Origin of the sequence: Streptomyces sp. NPDC001532 (assembly GCF_040298625.1) — a bacterium.
Lineage (GTDB): Bacteria > Actinomycetota > Actinomycetes > Streptomycetales > Streptomycetaceae > Streptomyces.
This window is the reverse complement of sequence record NZ_JBEPAL010000013.1, coordinates 160,668-179,419: the sequence shown is the minus strand read 5'-3', so window position 1 is coordinate 179,419 and position 18,752 is coordinate 160,668. Positions and strand designations below refer to the sequence as shown.

Genomic DNA, 18,752 nt, shown 5'->3' with positions numbered 1-18,752 from the left:
TTCATGAGGCCCGCCACCCGGGCCTCTTCCCGAGGACACCGATGTACAAGATCTTCTTCACTCTCGTCTTCCGGCGGATGGACCCGGAGCAGGCCCACCACCTGGCCTTCCGCTGGATCCGCCTGGCCGCGCGCGTCCCCGTGCTGCGCACCTTCGTCGCGGCCGTGCTCGCCCCGCGCCACAAGGAACTGCGCACCGAGGCCTTCGGCCTGCGCATGCACGGCCCCTTCGGGCTCGCGGCCGGCTTCGACAAGAACGCCGTCGCCATCGACGGCATGACGATGCTCGGCTTCGACCACGTCGAGATCGGCACCGTCACCGGCGAGCCGCAGCCCGGCAACCCCAGGAAGCGGCTGTTCCGGCTGGTCCCCGACCGGGCGCTGATCAACCGCATGGGCTTCAACAACGAGGGCTCGCTCGCCGTCGCAGCCCGCCTCGCCTCCCGTACGCCCGTCTTCAGGACGGTCGTCGGCGTGAACATCGGCAAGACCAAGGTGGTCCCGGAGGCGGAGGCCGTCCTGGACTACGTGAAGTCCGCCGAGCGGCTGGCCCCGCACGCCGACTACCTGGTCGTGAACGTGTCGTCCCCGAACACGCCCGGGCTGCGCAACCTCCAGGCCACCGAGGCGCTGCGCCCGCTGCTGAGCGCCGTCCGCGAGGCCGCCGACCGTACGGTCACCACCCGGCGCGTGCCGCTGCTGGTCAAGATCGCGCCCGACCTCGCCGACGAGGACATCGACGCGGTGGCCGACCTGGCCGTCGAGCTCGGCCTGGACGGGATCATCGCCACCAACACCACGATCGCGCGCGAGGGCCTGGGCCTGACGTCCGACCCCGCCCTGGTCGAGGAGACCGGCGGCCTGTCCGGGGCGCCGCTGAAGGCCCGCTCCCTGGAGGTCCTGCGCCGCCTCTACGCGCGCGTGGGGGACCGCATCACCCTGGTGGGCGTCGGCGGCATCGAGAACGCCGAGGACGCCTGGCAGCGCATCCTGGCGGGCGCCACGCTCGTCCAGGGCTACAGCGCCTTCATCTACCAGGGTCCCTTCTGGGCCCGCGCCATCCACAAGGGCCTCGCCGCGCGGCTGCGCACGAGCCCGTACGCCACCCTCGCCGACGCCGTCGGCGCCGACGTCAAGGAGACGGCATGACGGAGTCCTTCGGCGCACGGCTGCGCCGGGCCATGGACGAGCGCGGCCCGCTGTGCGTGGGCATCGACCCGCACGCCTCGCTGCTCGCCGAGTGGGGCCTGAACGACGACGTGGCGGGCCTGGAGCGGTTCAGCCGCACGGTCGTGGAGGCGATGGCCGAGCGGGTCGCCGTGCTCAAGCCGCAGAGCGCCTTCTTCGAGCGGTTCGGCTCGCGCGGCGTCGCGGTGCTGGAGAAGGCGGTCGAGGAGGCGCGGGCGGCCGGCGCGCTGGTCGTCATGGACGCCAAGCGCGGCGACATCGGCTCCACCATGGCCGCCTACGCCGAGTCCTTCCTGCACAAGGACGCCCCGCTGTTCTCCGACGCGCTGACCGTCTCGCCCTACCTCGGCTACGGCTCGCTGAGGCCCGCGATCGAGCTGGCCCGGGAGAACGGCGCCGGGCTCTTCGTGCTGGCGCTGACCTCCAACCCGGAGGGCGGCGAGGTCCAGCACGCGGTGCGCACCGAGGACCCGGCCGGCCGCAGCGTCGGCGCGACCATGCTGGCCCACCTGGCGGCCGAGAACGCGGGGGAGGAGCCGCTGGGGTCCTTCGGCGCGGTCGTCGGCGCCACCCTGGGCGACCTGTCGTCGTACGACCTGGCGATCAACGGTCCGCTGCTCGCGCCCGGCATCGGCGCGCAGGGGGCCACGCCGGCCGACCTTCCGCGGGTCTTCGGCGCGGCGGTCGGCAACGTCGTGCCGAACGTCAGCCGGGGTGTGCTGCGGCACGGTCCCGAGGTCGGCGCGCTGCGCACGGCCGCGGACCGGTTCGCGGAGGAGATCAGGGCCGCGGTGACCTCGGTCTGAGCCTCCGCCGGGTCGGCCGGGGCCGGCTTGAAGCTGGATACATCCTCAAATCCAGGGCAGTATGTCTGAAATATCCGGTCCTGACAGAGGCTGACCAGGACTTTTCCGCTGTTCTCGCTGACTCTGGCGGACTTGACCGCTAGTCTCCGACGAGAGTCACCGGGCGAGCGTGTTGCTCGTGGCTCCCCAGGTGTGGGGCGACTAGGTTCCTCACCGGTCCGTATCCGACAGTTCGACATCCGAGGTGACGTAGGCGTGGCTCTTCCGCCCCTTACCCCCGAACAGCGCGCAGCCGCGCTCGAAAAGGCCGCCGCGGCTCGCCGGGAGCGGGCCGAGGTCAAGAATCGACTGAAGCACTCCGGCGCCTCCCTTCACGAGGTCATCAAGCAGGGCCAGGAGAACGACGTCATCGGCAAGATGAAGGTCTCCGCTCTCCTCGAGTCCCTGCCGGGCGTGGGCAAGGTCCGCGCCAAGCAGATCATGGAGCGACTCGGCATCTCCGAGAGCCGCCGGGTGCGTGGCCTCGGCTCCAACCAGATCGCCTCCCTGGAGCGCGAATTCGGCAGCACCGGGTCCTGAACCCCGGTCCGTCCGGGCATGGTCCCGGGCACACCGGGATTGCTGGAATAATCGCTGCATGAGTGAACGTCCGCGGCTGACCGTGCTCTCCGGACCCTCCGGGGTCGGCAAGAGCACGGTCGTCGCCCATATGCGCAAGGAACACCCCGAGGTCTGGCTCTCGGTGTCGGCGACGACCCGCAAGCCCCGCCCCGGGGAGCAGCACGGGGTCCACTACTTCTTCGTCACCGACGACGAGATGGACAAGCTGATCGCCAACGGTGAGCTGCTGGAGTGGGCCGAATTCGCCGGCAACCGCTACGGCACGCCGCGCGCGGCCGTGCTGGAACGCCTGGAGGCGGGTGAGCCCGTCCTCCTGGAGATCGACCTCCAGGGTGCCCGGCAGGTCCGCGACTCGATGCCCGAGGCACAGCTGGTGTTCCTGGCTCCGCCCTCCTGGGACGAGCTGGTGCGCAGGCTGACCGGCCGCGGCACCGAACCGCCCGAGGTGATCGAGCGCCGTCTGGAGGCGGCCAGGGTCGAGCTGGCGGCCGAGCCGGAGTTCGACGAGACCCTGGTCAACACCTCCGTCGAGGACGTCGCGCGTGAGCTGCTAGCCTTGACGAACGTCGTGTGAGTGTCCGCCCCCGTGCGGACCGCAGTCATACGAACCACATCTTTCCCATCCATCGGAAGGTAGAGCGTGTCCTCTTCCATCTCCGCGCCCGAGGGCATCATCAACCCGCCGATCGACGAGCTCCTCGAGGCCACGGACTCGAAGTACAGCCTCGTGATCTACGCGGCCAAGCGGGCCCGCCAGATCAACGCGTACTACTCGCAGCTCGGCGAGGGTCTGCTCGAGTACGTCGGTCCCCTCGTCGACACCCACGTCCACGAGAAGCCGCTCTCGATCGCGCTGCGCGAGATCAACGCGGGACTGCTGACCTCCGAGGCCATCGAGGGCCCCGGTCAGTGAGTCCTCGGGGCTCGCTGAGTCCTTGAGTCCTGCCGTCAGCTCGCAGCTGACTTTTTCCACAGGCCCGGCAGCACGTCTGCCGGGCCTGTGGTGTCTCATGGGGGGTGGTTGCACGTTTCCGAGGTTCGGGGAGAGACGACGGTGGACAAGCCGAAGGTCGTTCTGGGGGTCAGCGGCGGCATCGCCGCCTACAAGGCGTGCGAGCTGCTGCGCAGGCTGACCGAGTCCGGGCATGACGTCCGGGTCGTGCCCACAGCGTCCGCTCTGCACTTCGTCGGCGCCGCCACCTGGTCCGCGCTCTCCGGCAACCCCGTCTCCACGGAGGTCTGGGACGCCGTCCACGAGGTGCCGCACGTCCGCATCGGCCAGCGGGCCGACCTGGTCGTCGTCGCCCCGGCCACCGCCGACATGCTCGCCAAGGCCGCCCACGGCCTCGCCGACGACCTGCTGACCAACACCCTGCTCACCGCCCGCTGTCCGGTCGTCTTCGCCCCCGCGATGCACACCGAGATGTGGGAGCACCCGGCCACCCAGGAGAACGTGGCGACGCTGCGCCGGCGCGGCGCGGTCGTCATCGAGCCCGCCGTCGGCCGCCTCACCGGCGTCGACACCGGCAAGGGCCGGCTGCCCGACCCGGCCGAGATCTTCGAGGTGTGCCGCCGGGTGCTGGCCCGGGGCGTGCGGGAGCCGGACCTGGCCGGCCGGCATGTCGTCGTCAGCGCCGGCGGCACCCGTGAGCCGCTGGACCCGGTCCGCTTCCTCGGCAACCGCTCCTCCGGCAAGCAGGGCTACGCCCTCGCCCGCACCGCCGCCGCGCGCGGAGCCCGGGTCACCCTGATCGCGGCCAACGCCGAGCTGCCCGACCCGGCCGGGGTGGACGTGGTCCGGGTGGGCACCGCCGTCCAGCTGCGGGAGGCGGTGCTGAAGGCGGCCGCGGACGCCGACGCGGTCGTCATGGCCGCAGCCGTCGCCGACTTCCGGCCCGCGGCGTACGCCACCGGGAAGATCAAGAAGAAGGACGGGCAGGAACCCGAGCCGATCGTGCTGGTCCGCAACCCCGACATCCTCGCCGAGATCTCCGCCGAGCGGGCGCGCTCCGGACAGGTGATCGTCGGCTTCGCCGCCGAGACCGACGACGTCCTCGCCAACGGCCGCCGGAAGCTGGAGCGCAAGGGCTGCGATCTGCTCGTGGTGAACGAGGTGGGGGAGCGCAAGACCTTCGGCGCCGAGGAGAACGAGGCCGTGGTGCTGGCCGCCGAGGGCGGCGAGACCCCCGTCCCGCACGGCCCCAAGGAGGCCCTGGCCGAAACCGTGTGGGACCTGGTGGCCGAACGACTTCCCTAACGGAGCAGTGGCGCCACGCCGTCCTCGCCGCTCGGCCGATCGGGGCGCGGTGGCCCTGGTCAATGCGCCAGAACATTGGGCAGAATGCCCGTGCCGCAGGTCACAGCGCTCCCGAGAGGCGAGACGGGTGGCCCCGCGGCGGAGCGCGACCGATAAACTGTTCCAGGACGACCACCGGGCGCAGCCCCGTCCGTCCACCAATGATCAGCCAGCAGCCGCTGCAACCCCAGGGAGCGTTGTGTCCCGTCGCCTGTTCACTTCGGAGTCTGTGACCGAGGGTCACCCCGACAAGATCGCTGACCAGATCAGCGACACCATTCTCGACGCGCTGCTGCGCGAGGACCCGACCTCCCGGGTCGCCGTCGAGACCCTGATCACGACCGGCCTGGTCCACGTGGCCGGTGAGGTCACGACCAAGGCCTACGCGCCGATCCCGCAGCTCGTCCGGGACAAGATCCTGGAGATCGGCTACGACTCCTCGAAGAAGGGCTTCGACGGCGCCTCCTGCGGCGTGTCGGTGTCGATCGGCTCGCAGTCCCCGGACATCGCGCAGGGCGTGGACACCGCGTACGAGTCGCGGGTCGAGGGCGACGAGGACGAGCTGGACCGGCAGGGCGCCGGCGACCAGGGCCTGATGTTCGGCTACGCCTCGGACGAGACGCCGACGCTGATGCCGCTGCCGATCTTCCTGGCCCACCGCCTGTCCAAGCGCCTGTCGGACGTGCGCAAGAACGGCACGATCCCCTACCTGCGCCCCGACGGCAAGACCCAGGTCACCATCGAGTACGACGGCGACAAGGCGGTCCGCCTGGACACCGTCGTCGTCTCCTCGCAGCACGCCAGCGACATCGACCTCGACTCGCTGCTCGCTCCCGACATCCGCGAGTTCGTCGTCGAGCCGGAGCTGAAGGCGCTGCTGGACGAGGGCATCAAGCTGGACACCGAGGGCTACCGCCTGCTGGTCAACCCGACCGGCCGCTTCGAGATCGGCGGCCCGATGGGCGACGCCGGCCTGACCGGCCGCAAGATCATCATCGACACCTACGGCGGCTTCGCCCGCCACGGCGGCGGCGCCTTCTCCGGCAAGGACCCGTCCAAGGTCGACCGCTCCGCCGCCTACGCGATGCGCTGGGTCGCCAAGAACGTCGTCGCCGCGGGCCTCGCCTCCCGCTGCGAGGTCCAGGTCGCCTACGCGATCGGCAAGGCCGAGCCGGTCGGTCTCTTCGTCGAGACCTTCGGCACCCACAAGGTCGAGCCCGAGAAGATCGAGAGGGCGATCGAGGAGGTCTTCGACCTCCGCCCGGCCGCCATCATCCGCGACCTCGACCTGCTCCGCCCGATCTACGCCCAGACCGCGGCGTACGGCCACTTCGGCCGCGAGCTCCCCGACTTCACCTGGGAGCGCACGGACCGCGTGGACGCGCTGCGCGAGGCCGCGGGCCGATAAGGCCCCGCCGAACGGTCCTCACGAGGCCCGGCACCCCTTTCCGGGGGTGCCGGGCCTCGGCGCGTCCGGCGGCCGAGCCGCCCGGCGGGGCGGCACGGCAGGAGACCCGAGGCGCCGATCCGCGGCCCAGGTGATCGCGGGCCGTGCGTCGCTGTCGGTGGGGTTTGGTAAGAATGCAAGCGTGAGCAGCGAGAACGGGCAGGGCGGCGGAGGCGCGGAGGGTGCGCCGCCGGAGCAGCTCGCGCTCATCCGGGAGAGCGTGCGCAAGGCCAAGGAGCCGCGGGCCAAGCCGCGCACCTGGCGGGGCGCCGCGCTGGCCAAGGACCTGCCGGTGGCACGGGTGCTCGTGGACAAGGGCGTGCTCCACCTCGACCGGTACTTCGACTACGCCGTCCCCGAGGAACTGGACGCCGACGCCCAGCCCGGCGTGCGGGTGCGGGTGCGGTTCGGGGCCGGGCGGCACCGGGTGCGGGAAGGGCGCCGCGAGGGCGGCGGGCTGATCGACGGGTTCCTGATCGAGCGGCGCGCCGAGTCCGACTACTCGGGGCCGCTCGCCGCGCTGGCCCAGGTCGTCTCGCCGGAGCGGGTGCTCGGCGAGGAACTGCTCGGGCTGGCCCGGGCCGTCGCCGACCGGTACGCGGGCAGCCTCGCCGACGTGCTCCAGCTCGCCGTACCGCCGCGCAACGCGCGGGCCGAGCAGCGACCGTCGCCCGCGCCGCTGCCACCGCCCGCGGCACCGGAGCCGGGCACCTGGACGCGGTACGAGCGAGGGCCCGCCTTCCTGACGTCGCTGGCCTCCGGTGGCGCGCCCCGCGCCGTGTGGAACGCGCTGCCCGGACCCGAGTGGGCGGACGAACTGGCCCGCGCCGTCGCCGCCACGCTGGCCTCGGGGCGCGGCGCGCTCGTCGTCGTCCCGGACGGCAGGGCCGCGGCCCGTGTCGACGCCGCGCTGACCGCCCTCCTCGGCGAGGGCCGGCACGCGCTGCTCACCGCCGACGCCGGCCCCGAGAAGCGGTACCGCGAATGGCTGGCCGTCTCCCGCGGGTCGGTGCGGGCCGTGGTCGGCACGCGCGCCGCGATGTTCGCGCCCGTGCGGGACCTCGGACTGGTCGCCCTCTGGGACGACGGCGACGACAGCCACAGCGAGCAGCACGCCCCCCAGCCGCACGCCCGCGAGGTGCTGCTGCTGCGCGCCGCCCAGGACCGGTGCGCCTTCCTGCTCGGGGGCTGGAGCTGCACCGTGGAGGCGGCACAGCTGGTGGAGAGCGGCTGGGCCCGGCCGCTGGTCGCCGGGCGTGATCAGGTGCGGGCCGCCGCCCCGCTCGTACGGACCGTCGGCGACCAGGATCTGGCGCGGGACGAGGCCGCCCGGGCCGCCCGGCTGCCGACCCTCGCCTGGCAGGCCGTCCGGGAGGGCCTGCGGCACGGCCCGGTGCTGGTGCAGGTGCCCCGGCGCGGATACGTCCCGCGGATGGCCTGCGCCCGGTGCCGGGAGCCCGCGCGGTGCCGGCACTGCGCCGGGCCGCTGGAGGCGCAGGACGCCGGTGCGCTGCGCTGCGGCTGGTGCGGGCGGGCGGAGGAGTCCTGGCACTGTCCGGAGTGCGGGTCGTTCCGGCTGCGGGCCCAGGTCGTGGGAGCGCGGCGGACGGCGGAGGAGCTGGGGCGCGCCTTCCCGGCGGTGCCGGTGCGGACGTCGGGGCGCGAACACGTACTGGACACCGTGCCGGGGACGCCCGCGCTGGTGGTGAGCACGCCGGGCGCCGAGCCGGTCGCCGAGGGCGGCTATGCCGCGGCGCTGCTGCTGGACGGCTGGGCGATGCTCGGGCGGCCCGATCTGCGGGCCGGCGAGGACGCGCTGCGGCGGTGGATCGCGGCCGGGGCGCTGGTGCGGGCCCAGGGGGCCGGGGGGACGGTCGTCGTGGTCGCCGAGCCGACGCTGCGGCCGGTCCAGGCGCTGGTGCGGTGGGATCCCGTCGGGCACGCGGTGCGGGAGCTGGCCGAGCGGGCCGAGCTGGGCTTTCCGCCGGTGTCGCGGATGGCGGCGGTGTCGGGGACGCCCGAGGCGGTCGCGGAGTTCCTGTCGATGGTGGAACTGCCGGGCGAGGCCGAGGTGTTGGGGCCCGTGCCGGTGCCCGTCACCGTCGCCGCCGCCGCTGCGGGCCGGTCACGGCGGCCGGGTGCGCCGCCGCCGGGGGAGCACTGGGAGCGGGCGCTGATCCGGGTACCGCCCGGGAAGGGGGCCGCGCTGGCGGCCGCGCTCAAGGCGACGCAGGCGGCGCGGATGGCGCGGGGGAACGGGGCGGTGGTGCGGGTGCGCGTGGATCCGCCGGACATCGGGTGAGGGTGCCGGTGCCGGTGCCGGTGCCAGTGCCGGTGTCGGCGTGGGTGTGGGCGTGAACGTGGGCGTTGGCGTCGGCGTGGGTGCCGGCGTGGCGCCGGGCTCGCTGTGAGGTGTCGCGGGACGGCGTGATTGACGGCCCGGCCCGGCCCGGCTTGTGCGCCTGCGGCCGCGCGGGCGCGGACGTGGCACTGCCCTCCCGGCGGTGCTCCGGGAGGGCAGTGCGGGCAACGGCAGTGAGGGGCTCGTTCCGGCTTGGGCGCGCGCTCGGTTCAGCCGTTGCGCGGGCTGGGGAACGCCGTCGGCCGGGCCTCGTCGCGCAGGGCCGGGCTGCCCGCCGTGGGCTGGGTGGGCATGGAGCGGGCGGCCGGGACCGTGGGCACCGTCGGGAGGGCGGTGCTCACGTTGACCGTGCGGGTGCCCGACGGCTCGGTGCCGCGCTCGGCCTCGGCCGCGGCCTGGGCGGTGGCCCGGCGGGAGCCGTAACGGCGGTGGACCGCCTGCTTGGTGACTCCCAGCGCGGAGCCCACCGCGTCCCACGAGAAGCCGAGCGAGCGGTCGAAGTCGACCGCCGCGGTGACCAGGGTCTCGACGCTGTCCCGCAGCTCCTGGGCGAGTCGGACGGTCGGGGCGGGGGCGCGTCCGTAGACGACGAAGCCCGTGGAGGGGCCGGAGCGGCGCGGGCGGTAGACGTTGCCCAGCTGGGCGGTGAGCGTGCGCAGCGCGTCCACCTGCCGGCGGACCCGCTCGATGTCCCGCACCAGCAGGTGCAGGCTGGCCCGAGCCTGGGCGTCGTGAGTTGCGTGGTCGGCCATGAACAAGCCTCTCGAACCGGCGTTGAAGAGAAAGGATCGGGCCGCGATCGCGGCCCGCGTTGGTCAACTCTTTCTTGACCAACGCGGATCAGCGCCGCGGGTCACGCTCTGGGGGCGTATGGGCATATGCGTACGCCCCCGGGGCGGGTGTCGCGCGGTGCGCCCCGCCTGGGGGTTTACCGCCTTCGGCGGCTCTCCCGCCGGGGTCATAGACTGGTGCGCTGCCCGCACCAACCCCCCGTCCGAGAGGCCCGTGCCCACCCATGAAGCTGGTCTTCGCCGGTACCCCCGAGGTCGCCGTTCCCGCCCTGGACGCTCTGCTCGCCTCCGGGCGGCACGAGGTGGCCGCCGTCGTCACGCGCCCCGACGCGCCGGCCGGCCGGGGCCGGAGGCTGGTCGCCTCGCCCGTGGCCGAGCGGGCGATGGAGGCCGGGATCGAGGTGCTGAAGCCGGCGAAGCCGCGGGACCCGGAGTTCCTGGAGCGGCTCACCGCGATCGCCCCGGACTGCTGTCCCGTCGTCGCCTACGGGGCCCTGCTGCCGCGGGTCGCCCTGGACATCCCGGCGCACGGCTGGGTCAACCTGCACTTCTCGCTGCTGCCCGCCTGGCGCGGCGCGGCGCCCGTGCAGCACTCGATCATGGCCGGGGACGAGATCACCGGCGCCTCGACCTTCCTGATCGAGGAGGGGCTGGACTCAGGTCCCGTCTACGGCACCGTCACCGAGGAGATCCGCCCCACCGACACCAGCGGCGATCTGCTCACCCGCCTCGCCTTCGCCGGGTCCGGGCTGCTGGCCGCCACCATGGACGGCATCGAGGACGGCACGCTCAAGGCCGTGCCGCAGCCGGCCGACGGGATCACGCTCGCGCCGAAGATCACCGTCGAGGACGCGCGGATCGACTGGGCCGCGCCCGCCCTGCGGGTCGACCGGGTGGTGCGCGGCTGCACTCCGGCGCCGGGCGCGTGGACCACCTTCCGCGGCGAACGCCTCAAGCTCATCCAGGTCGCCCTCGTCACCGACCGCACCGACCTCGCGCCCGGACAGCTGTCCGTCGGCAAGAACCACGTCCATGCCGGCACCGGCTCGCACGCCGTCGAGCTGCTGTGGGTGCAGGCCCAGGGCAAGAAGCCGATGCGGGCGGCGGACTGGGCGCGCGGCGTGCGGATCGCCGACGGCGAGACCGTCGGGGCCTGAGGCCCGGACCGGCCGGCGCACACCCGACGTACGCTGGTCGCACACCGTATACAGAAACCCGGAGCACCTTTTCGTGAGCGACACCTCCCGGCGGCCCCGCAAGCCCGGCAAGCCCTACCGTCGGCCCCAGAAGGACCCCGTCCGCGTCCTCGCCTTCGAGGCGCTGCGAGCCGTGGACGAGCGGGACGCCTACGCCAACCTCGTGCTGCCGCCGCTGCTGCGCAAGGCGCGGGAGAAGGAGGGGCCCGAGAAGTTCGACGGGCGGGACGCCGCGCTGGCCACCGAGCTGGTCTACGGCACGCTCCGCCGGCAGGGGACGTACGACGCGGTCATCGCGGCCTGTGTCGACCGGCCGCTGCGGGAGGTCGACCCGCCGGTGCTGGACGTGCTGAGCCTCGGCGCGCACCAGCTGCTCGGCACCCGTATCCCGACGCACGCCGCCGTGTCCGCCTCGGTCGAGCTGGCCCGGGTGGTGCTCGGCGACGGGCGCGCCAAGTTCGTGAACGCCGTGCTCCGCAAGATCGCCCAGCACGATCTGGACGGCTGGCTGGAGCGGGTCGCCCCGTCCTACGACGAGGACCCCGAGGACCACCTCGCCGTCGTGCACTCCCACCCGCGCTGGGTCGTCTCCGCGCTGTGGGACTCGCTCGGCGGCGGCCGGGCCGGCATCGAGGAGCTGCTGGCCGCGGACAACGAGCGGCCCGAGGTGACCCTGGTCGCCCGGCCCGGCCGGGCCACGGCCGAGGAACTGCTGACCGAGGACGCCGCGGTGCCCGGGCGCTGGTCGCCGTACGCCGTACGGCTCACCGAGGGCGGCGAGCCCGGGGCCATCGGGGCCGTCCGGGACGGCCGGGCCGGTGTGCAGGACGAGGGCAGCCAGCTGGTCGCGCTCGCCCTCGCCAACGCGCCGCTGGACGGGCCGGATGAGAAGTGGCTGGACGGCTGCGCGGGACCCGGCGGCAAGGCCGCGCTGCTCGCCGCGCTCGCCGCCGAGCGGGGCGCCACCCTGCTGGCCTCCGAGAAGCAGACCCACCGGGCCGGGCTGGTCGCCAAGGCGCTGCACGGCAACCCCGGCCCCTACCAGGTCATCGCCGCCGACGGCACCCGCCCGCCGTGGCGGCCCGGCACCTTCGACCGGGTCCTGATGGACGTGCCCTGCACCGGGCTCGGCGCCCTGCGCCGCCGCCCCGAGGCGCGCTGGCGGCGGCGCCCCGACGACCTGGAGGGCTTCGCGCCGCTCCAGCGCTCCCTGCTGCGCACCGCCCTGGAGTCGGTACGGGTCGGCGGCGTCGTCGGCTACGCCACCTGCTCCCCGCTGCTCGCCGAGACCCGCGCCGTGGTCGCCGACCTGCTGAAGCAGTTCCCGGAGGCCGAACTCATCGACGCCCGCCCGATGCTGCCCGGTGTCCCGGACCTCGGCGAGGGGCCCGACATCCAGCTGTGGCCGCATCTGCACGGCACCGACGCGATGTATCTGGCGCTCTTCCGCAGGACCGGCTGAACCGCCTTCGGCGCCGCCCTCACTCGAGCACCGCGCCCAGCGCCGCGCCCGTCTGCCGCTTGCCCAGGTACGACTCGGCGCGGTGCGGTTCGGAGCCGTTGTCGAGGGTCCGGTCGGAGTGCAGGGCGCCGTACGGGTCGGCGAACAGCGTCGCCAGATCGGGGACCGCGGCGACGAGGTCGTCGCGGTCGGCGAGGTTCACCCAGCGCGCCACCCGTGGCGGGACGGTCTTCGCCTCCGGGAGCCGGTCGTGGACGACCGTGCGCAGACCGAGCGGCGAGCCCAGCGTGAGCAGCAGCGGCAGCCCGGACCGCACCCGGTGCGCGGCCTGGTAGGCGGCGACCGAACCCAGCGAGTGTCCGACGATCGCCACCGTCTCCGGCCCCACGTGCGCGGCGATCCGGCGCTGCACCTCCTCGCGGACCGCTTCCTCGGTGAGGTACCGCGTCACCTGGACGAGCGCCCGCTTGACGAAGGTCCGCGCGAAAGCCATGCCGAGCGGCGCGAACCAGCGCAGCCGTGCCAGCCCGTTCAGCGCCGGACGCCCTGCGGCCCGTACGCCCTGCCGGCCGGCGGTCTGCGGGTCCAGCGCGCGCAGCTGCCGGTGGGCCTCGTCGCGGTCCGCCTCGCTCGCGGCGCGCTCCTCGGCCCGCCCCAGCCACTCCAGCGCCAGGACCGACGCCAGCTCCCGCTGCTCGGCGGTGAGTTCGTCGAACGAGGGTTCGCCGCCCATCCGTCCCTCGGTCAGGAACAGGTCGCCGTAGAACACCATCCGGCAGTCGTCGTCGCCCGGGCGGGCGTCCCGCCACAGCCGGTCGGCCGGTTCCGGGTGGCCCGCGACGCGCAGTCCGCCCGCCAGCGCGGGCATCCACCGGGCCTCCAGCGCGTCCGCCGACTCCTGCTCCTGCGCGATCCCGTGCACGAGCACGATCCGGCTCATCCCGCCGCCCTTCCTCGTCCGTCTCCGACACCGGCGGACGTCATCTCCCGCCGTTACGGCTGAGTTTGACAGAGCGACAGGTCTCACCATGCTGTCTCCATGAGCAATGAGGGACCGCGCTTCTCACTGGTGATCGCCTCGCAGTGCTCGGCGCTGGGACCGCGACTGGCGCTGGAGCGGCTGTCCGAGGCGGCCACGGAACTCGACTCCGTCCTGCGCGATCCGCTGCGCGGCGGCTCCCGTCCGGCCCTGGCCGACGGCCGGACCCTGCTCCTGGACGAGGGACGGACGGCGACGTACGAGGCCGTGGCGGAGGCGGTGACCACGGCCGGGCGGGCCGGCGGGCTGCTGCTGCTCGCCTGGATCGGCCACGGCATCGACGCGGGCGGCGACTTCTACGTCCTCCCCGAGGGCTGCACCCCGCGTCCCGGACACCCGAACGGGCCGTACGGCATCGTCCAGCACCTCAGGGAGCTGCTCGGCGGACAGCCCGGCGTGGAGCTGGTCCTGCTGCTGGACGCCTGTATGTCCGGCGCCGGCGTCACCGAGGCCGCGGCGCGCTGGACCGGGCTCAACGCCGACCTGCGGCGCCGCATCCAGGTGCTGTCCGCGGCCAACGTGGGCGACGACGCGTACGACTGCGCCTTCACCCGCGGCGCCACCGAGCTGATCCGCGACGGCCACATCGCCCTCGGCGAGCGGCTGCGCGCCGACGACCTCAAGCGGGCGGCCGAGCGCTTCGAACGGCGGCAGCAGCCCGCCATGCTCACCCTCGACGGCGCCAAGGGCGGCAGCGGGCTGTGGGTGGCGCGCAACGCCGCACTCGTCGGGCGGGCCGGATCCCTGCCCGCCCTGTCCCGCGCCGACCTGCCCGCGCTGCGCGAGGCGCTGCGGCACTTCCGGCCCGTCCCGGCCCTCACCGAGGTCGTCGACGCCTCCGCCGAGCACCGCTTCGTGGTCGTGAGCGGGCCCGCCGGGCACGGCAAGACCACCCTGCTCGCCGCGCTCACCCGGCGCGAGGTCACCGGCGGACGGGTGCCGGAGCGGTTCGTGCACGGACTGCGGCTGCTCAAGCAGCAGGAGACCGGCGACCGCACAGCCCGGGACCTCGCCCAGCAGCTCGGCGTCACCGTGCCCGGATTCACCGCGGCCGCCGAGCACCACGAGGCGTCCGTGGCGCGCGACGAGTGGGAGCGGATGCCGCTGACCGAACGGCTGCTCCTCGGGCCGCTCGGCCTGCTGCCGCCCGGCACCGTGGTGCGGCTCGTCCTCGACGGCTTCGACCAGCTGGCCGACAGCGCCGCCGCCGAGATACGGGAACTGGTGGAGCGGCTGCGGGCGCTGCCGGACGGCGGCGCGGACGTCCGCGTGATCGTCTCGGCCCGCCCCGGCGTGGGACCGGCGGGCGCCGACCGGACCGTCGAACTGGCCGCCGCCCCCGACGAGGAGGTGCGCCGCTCCCTCGCCGAGCAGGAGGTGCCCGAGCATCTGCGGGAGGCGATCGTCCGCGCCGCGGGCGGCAGCTGGCTGGTCGCCTCCCTGCTCGCCGACCACGTCCGCGGCGACCCGCACCTGAGCGCCGAGGAGGTGCCGCAGGGCCTCGGCGCCGTCTACGACCGGGTCCTCGACGGCGCCCTCGACGGCGGCGGGACCTGGGACGCGCCCGGTTCCCCGGTCCGGGCCGCGTTCACCGTGCTGGCCGCCGCCGGCACCGGCGCCGTCCTGCCCCGCGAACTGCTGCACGCCGCCTGCCGCGAGCTGGGAGCCGAGGAACCCGGCGACCTCCCCGCCCCGCTGCGCCGCTACGTCGTCCAGGCCCCGGCGGGGGAGGGCGGCACCGAGACCCGCCTCCTCGGCCTGTTCCACCAGTCGCTCGTCGACCACCTCACCGGAGGCGCGGACGCCACGGCGTACGCGGTCGACGTCACCGAGGGCCATCGCGCCCTGGCCGCGGCGCTGGCCCGGCTGGCCCCCGCCGACCGCTACACGCCCGCGACGGCGAACGAACCGCTCCACGACTACGCCCGGCGGGCGGAGCCGGGGCATCTGTGGCGCTCGGGAGCGCATGTGGCGGCGGTGGAGCGGCTGGCGGAGCGGCCGTCACCGGTGCCGGCGGACAATCTGGCGCAGTGGCGGTACTGGTACGAGGTGGTGCGGGAGGCGTATGGCGAGGACGATGCCCTCGCCACGACCACTCAGTACAACCTGGCGCACTACACCTTGATGACGGGCGACGTCCAAGGAGCCGTGGAGTTGTACAGCTCCTTACGGCCGCCGGAGGGCGACGACCTGCTGAGCATGACGGCGCAGGCCAACCTCGCCGCCGCTGAAGGAGCCGGGGGCGAGGCGCGCCGCGCTCTGCAGCGGTGCACCGCTCTCCTGCCGGAGATCGAGCAGGCGCTGGGACCGGAACACCGCCTCACCCTGGCGGTGCGCAGCAACATCGCGCGGTGGACCGCGCACTCCGGTGATGTGCGCACAGCACTCGAACTGGCCGAGGCCCTGCTTCCGGACCGGCTGCGCATTCTCGGCCCCGACGACCGGGAGACCCTCGTCACGCGGCATCACATCGCGCAGTGGCGGGCGGAACTGGGCGACGTGTCCGGGGCCCAGCGGCTCTTCACGGAACTGCTGGACGACCGTCTGAGGCTGCTGGGGCCCGATCACCAGGAGACGTTGCTCTCCCGCAACAGCGTCGCCGTGGCGGCATTGACGCGGGGCGACACCGCGACGGCTCACGACCTGTTGCAGGACCTGCTGGAGGATCGCCGCCGGCTGCTCGGTCCCGACCACCCGGAGGCCCTGATCACCCGCGGCAACCTCATCACCTGCATCGGCCTGCGCGGCGAAACCGAGCGCGCCCTGGAGATGAGCGTCGAGCTGGCGGCGGACTGGGAGCGCACCCGCGGGCCGGAGCATCCGTACACGCTCCGGACCTGGTGCGACATCATCCACATGATGGACAGGCTGGATCGCACCCGTGAGGCGGCTGCTCAGCTGGAGAAACTGCGGCCGGCGCTGGACCGCGTCCTGGGACCGGACCATCCGATCACCCTAATGGCGCGGCGGCTCGACGCCGGCATGACGGAACGGTTGGGACGCGTGGAGCGGGCCCTGGAACTGTACGACGCGGTGGTCAAGGACGGCTGCCGAGCTCTCGGCCGGACCCATCCGGAGACTCTTCAGGCCCGCCTGCTCCAGGCGCTGAGCACGGCACGGGCGGGCCGCCCGCAGCAGGCGCTGCGTCGCCTGATCGCGCTGCTGCCGGATGTGCTCCAAGTGCACGGACCCGACCACCGTGACACGTTCACGGTACGGCTCAGTATCGCCGGTCTCACGGCGAGGCGGGATCCGCGTCGAGGCGCCGAACTCGGCTCCGCGCTGCTCAAGGACCAGATCCGCGTCCTCGGCCTGACTCACCCGGACACCCTGACCACCGGCCGCTTCCTCAAGGCGACGGCGGCCCGGCGGAATCGCTGACCGGGGTCCGCTCCTTTCGCGCCCCGCCGTCCTCCCGCGCCAGCCGGTGCGGCCACCACACCTTCGGTCCGATGTCCATGAACAGCGCCGTCACCAGCACCGACCGCACGATGAAGGTGTCCAGCAGCACGCCGAGCGCGACCGCGAAGCCGATCTCCGCGAAGGCGACCATCGGCAGGGTGCCCAGGGCGGCGAAGGTGCCGGCCAGGACCAGGCCGGCGGAGGTGATGACCGCGCCGGTCGCCGCGAGGCCGGTGACCACACCCCGGCGGGTGCCCTGGCGGGCGGCCTCCTCGCGGATGCGGGTGGTGAGGAAGATGTTGTAGTCGATGCCGAGGGCGACCAGGAAGACGAAGACGAAGAGCGGGAAGTCCGTCGACTCGCCCGCGAAGTCGAAGACGTACCGGAAGGCGAACGCACTGATCCCCAGCGCCGCCGCGAACGACAGGATCACCGTGCCGACCAGCAGCAGCGGGGCGATCAGGGCGCGCAGCAGGACGCAGAGGATCAGCAGCACCACGACCAGCACCAGCGGGATGATCAGGATGTTGTCATGGGTGGTCGCCGCGTCCATGTCCAGCAGCGCCGCCGTCCCGCCGCCCACCTGCGCGTCGGCGTCCGGCACCGCGTGCACGGCGTCGCGGACCCGTTCGACGGTCTCCTTCGCCGCCTCGCTGTCGGCCGGGTCGGTCATGGTGGCCTCGAACAGCACCTGACCGTCGTGCACGGGCTCCGTGCCGGGCGGCACGCCCAGCGACTCCGGTACGACACCCGGGGTGCCGGCCACCGCCCGGCCCACCTGCTCGGCCTGCGCCTGGTTGCTGACGATGACGAGCGGATCGCCGCTGCCGGCCGGGAAGTAGCGGGCGGACACCTCCTGGCCGGTGATCGAGTCGGGTCTGTCGGTGAACGCGTCCGCGTTGCTCAGGCCCTCGGCGCGCAGCTGGAGCAGACCGAGCGAGCAGACGGCGAGGACCACGGCCGTCACCCCCCACACCACGCGCGGACGCTGGGCGATCCGGCGGCCGGTGCGGGCCCAGACGCCGCGCTCGGTGGGGTCCTCGCTGCCGTGGTGCGGGATCACCGGCCAGAAGATCCAGCGGCCCACGATCACCAGCAGCGCCGGGAACAGGGTCAGCATCGCCAGCAGGGCGACGGCCACGCCGATGGCGGCGACCGGACCGAGGCCGCGGGTGGAGTTCATCTCGGCGGCCAGCAGGACGAGCATGCTGAGCACGACGGTGGCGCCGGAGGCGAGCACCGCGGGGCCCGCGCGGTGCAGGGCGAGGGCCATCGCCTCGTGCCGGTCCTCGTGCCGGCGCAGCTCCTCCCGGTAGCGGGCGACGAGCAGCAGCGCGTAGTCGGTGCCCGCGCCGAAGACCAGCACGGTGAGGATGCCGGCGCTCTGGCCGTTGACGGTCAGCCCGGCGTGCTCGGCCATGAAGTAGATCAGCGCCTGCGCGGTGAACAGCGCGGCGATCACCGACAGCAGCGGCACCAGGAGGAGGGTGGGGCTGCGGTAGGTGATCAGCAGCATGACGACGACCACGCCCATGGCCGCGAGCAGCAGCGTCGAGTCGATGCCCTCGAAGGCCTCCGCGAAGTCGGCGGAGGTGCCGCCGGGTCCCGTGATGTACACGGCCAGCCCGCCGCCGCCCTCACCGACGTCCTCGCGGATCGACTCGACCGCGGGGGAGATCCGCTCCCAGCCCTGCTCGTCCATGGTGATGGGTACGAGGACCTGGGCGGCCCGCGGATCGGTCTGCCGGTCGTAGACCGGCCCTCGGGTCTCGTCACCGCGGATGCCGTGGTCGGAGAGCTGCCGGAGCTGCCCGACGTCCTCCTGGATCCGCTCCCGGTCCTGGGCCGTGAGCCCGCTCTCCCGCGCGTAGACGACCACCGCCGGGATCTGCTCGGGCCGGAAGTCCTCGGAGATCTCCAGCACCTGGGTGGACTCGGCGGAGCCGGGCAGCCAGGACGCCGCGTCGTTGTCCTGGGCGTCGGTGAGCTTCTGCGCGAACGGCGCCGTCAGGAAGAGCACCACCATCCACAGCGCCAGCACCAGCCACTTGGCACGCCGCCCGCAGACGAGATGGGCGACACCTCTTTTCCCGTTCATGCCGACCTCTGTCGATAAGGGGCGCTAAGGGACGCTAAGAGACGC

Annotated in this window: 14 protein-coding genes; 11 read left to right on the top strand and 3 right to left on the bottom strand. The window is 73.7% G+C overall.

All coding sequences use genetic code 11. From position 1 onward, the window contains the following. The first annotated feature begins 41 nt into the window (after positions 1-41). The 8 genes from ABT232_RS15410 (at position 42) to ABT232_RS15375 (ending at position 8,659) form a co-directional block, all read left to right on the top strand. A complete protein-coding gene (locus tag ABT232_RS15410; RefSeq protein WP_351840389.1) occupies positions 42-1,148 on the top strand; it encodes a quinone-dependent dihydroorotate dehydrogenase in 1,107 nt (368 codons plus the stop codon). Continuing rightward, positions 1,145-1,993: an orotidine-5'-phosphate decarboxylase gene (gene pyrF / locus ABT232_RS15405; RefSeq protein ID WP_351840388.1), complete on the top strand. Its 849-nt coding sequence runs from the start codon at positions 1,145-1,147 to the stop codon at positions 1,991-1,993. Before ABT232_RS15410 ends, pyrF begins: the two co-directional genes overlap by 4 nt. 255 nt (positions 1,994-2,248) lie before the next feature. Beyond that, complete coding sequence (locus ABT232_RS15400) at positions 2,249-2,572, top strand: integration host factor (RefSeq protein ID WP_003977346.1); 324 nt, start codon at positions 2,249-2,251, stop codon at positions 2,570-2,572. A 58-nt stretch (positions 2,573-2,630) separates the two neighbouring features. Beyond that, positions 2,631-3,188 (top strand): guanylate kinase, encoded by a 558-nt coding sequence (gene gmk, locus ABT232_RS15395; protein ID WP_351840387.1) that lies wholly within the window; start codon positions 2,631-2,633, stop codon positions 3,186-3,188. Positions 3,189-3,254: 66 nt separating this feature from the next. After that, entirely contained in the window at positions 3,255-3,527 is a 273-nt protein-coding gene (rpoZ, locus tag ABT232_RS15390; protein WP_030577387.1) for a DNA-directed RNA polymerase subunit omega, read from the top strand. Between the two features lie 141 nt (positions 3,528-3,668). Further along, positions 3,669-4,871, top strand: a complete 1,203-nt coding sequence (gene coaBC, locus ABT232_RS15385) for a bifunctional phosphopantothenoylcysteine decarboxylase/phosphopantothenate--cysteine ligase CoaBC (RefSeq protein WP_351840386.1) — start codon at positions 3,669-3,671, stop codon at positions 4,869-4,871. A 238-nt stretch (positions 4,872-5,109) separates the two neighbouring features. Beyond that, positions 5,110-6,318, top strand: coding sequence for a methionine adenosyltransferase (metK, locus tag ABT232_RS15380; protein WP_351840385.1), 1,209 nt, complete (start codon positions 5,110-5,112; stop codon positions 6,316-6,318). Positions 6,319-6,499: 181 nt separating this feature from the next. After that, positions 6,500-8,659, top strand: coding sequence for a primosomal protein N' (locus ABT232_RS15375; RefSeq protein ID WP_351840384.1), 2,160 nt, complete (start codon positions 6,500-6,502; stop codon positions 8,657-8,659). A 269-nt stretch (positions 8,660-8,928) separates the two neighbouring features. Here the strand turns inward: ABT232_RS15375 and ABT232_RS15370 are convergent, their stop codons facing one another. Beyond that, positions 8,929-9,471: a hypothetical protein gene (locus tag ABT232_RS15370; RefSeq protein WP_351840383.1), complete on the bottom strand. Its 543-nt coding sequence runs from the start codon at positions 9,469-9,471 to the stop codon at positions 8,929-8,931. 263 nt (positions 9,472-9,734) lie between these two features. Between ABT232_RS15370 and fmt the strand changes: the two genes are divergently transcribed. Together fmt and ABT232_RS15360 are read left to right on the top strand one after the other, a co-directional pair. Further along, complete coding sequence (gene fmt, locus ABT232_RS15365) at positions 9,735-10,667, top strand: methionyl-tRNA formyltransferase (RefSeq protein WP_351840382.1); 933 nt, start codon at positions 9,735-9,737, stop codon at positions 10,665-10,667. Positions 10,668-10,740: 73 nt separating this feature from the next. Beyond that, positions 10,741-12,168 carry an RsmB/NOP family class I SAM-dependent RNA methyltransferase gene (locus tag ABT232_RS15360; RefSeq protein WP_351840381.1) on the top strand — a complete coding sequence of 476 codons (1,428 nt, stop codon included), beginning with the start codon at positions 10,741-10,743 and terminating at the stop codon, positions 12,166-12,168. A gap of 19 nt (positions 12,169-12,187) precedes the next feature. Here the strand turns inward: ABT232_RS15360 and ABT232_RS15355 are convergent, their stop codons facing one another. Further along, positions 12,188-13,108 (bottom strand): alpha/beta hydrolase family protein, encoded by a 921-nt coding sequence (locus ABT232_RS15355; protein ID WP_351840380.1) that lies wholly within the window; start codon positions 13,106-13,108, stop codon positions 12,188-12,190. A gap of 99 nt (positions 13,109-13,207) precedes the next feature. Here ABT232_RS15355 and ABT232_RS15350 point away from each other — a divergent pair, with 99 nt between their 5' ends. Then, the gene (locus ABT232_RS15350; protein WP_351840379.1) at positions 13,208-16,588 is read left to right on the top strand and encodes a tetratricopeptide repeat protein; all 3,381 of its coding nucleotides are present in this window, start codon (positions 13,208-13,210) and stop codon (positions 16,586-16,588) included. On the opposite strand, the gene ABT232_RS15345 is transcribed toward ABT232_RS15350, so the two are convergent. Further along, positions 16,557-18,707, bottom strand: coding sequence for an MMPL family transporter (locus tag ABT232_RS15345; RefSeq protein WP_351840378.1), 2,151 nt, complete (start codon positions 18,705-18,707; stop codon positions 16,557-16,559). The two genes, ABT232_RS15350 and ABT232_RS15345, sit on opposite strands and share 32 nt — an antisense overlap. Positions 18,708-18,752: the final 45 nt, after the last annotated feature.

Excerpts from the sequence above, each read along its gene's own strand:
- ABT232_RS15410 (WP_351840389.1), top strand. The coding sequence starts at position 42 with ATGTACAAGATCTTCTTCACTCTCGTCTTCCGGCGGATGGACCCGGAG.
- pyrF (WP_351840388.1), top strand. The coding sequence starts at position 1,145 with ATGACGGAGTCCTTCGGCGCACGGCTGCGCCGGGCCATGGACGAGCGC.
- gmk (WP_351840387.1), top strand. The coding sequence starts at position 2,631 with ATGAGTGAACGTCCGCGGCTGACCGTGCTCTCCGGACCCTCCGGGGTC.
- ABT232_RS15370 (WP_351840383.1), bottom strand. The coding sequence starts at position 9,471 with ATGGCCGACCACGCAACTCACGACGCCCAGGCTCGGGCCAGCCTGCAC.
- fmt (WP_351840382.1), top strand. The coding sequence starts at position 9,735 with ATGAAGCTGGTCTTCGCCGGTACCCCCGAGGTCGCCGTTCCCGCCCTG.
- ABT232_RS15355 (WP_351840380.1), bottom strand. The coding sequence starts at position 13,108 with ATGAGCCGGATCGTGCTCGTGCACGGGATCGCGCAGGAGCAGGAGTCG.
- ABT232_RS15350 (WP_351840379.1), top strand. The coding sequence starts at position 13,208 with ATGAGCAATGAGGGACCGCGCTTCTCACTGGTGATCGCCTCGCAGTGC.
- ABT232_RS15345 (WP_351840378.1), bottom strand. The coding sequence starts at position 18,707 with ATGAACGGGAAAAGAGGTGTCGCCCATCTCGTCTGCGGGCGGCGTGCC.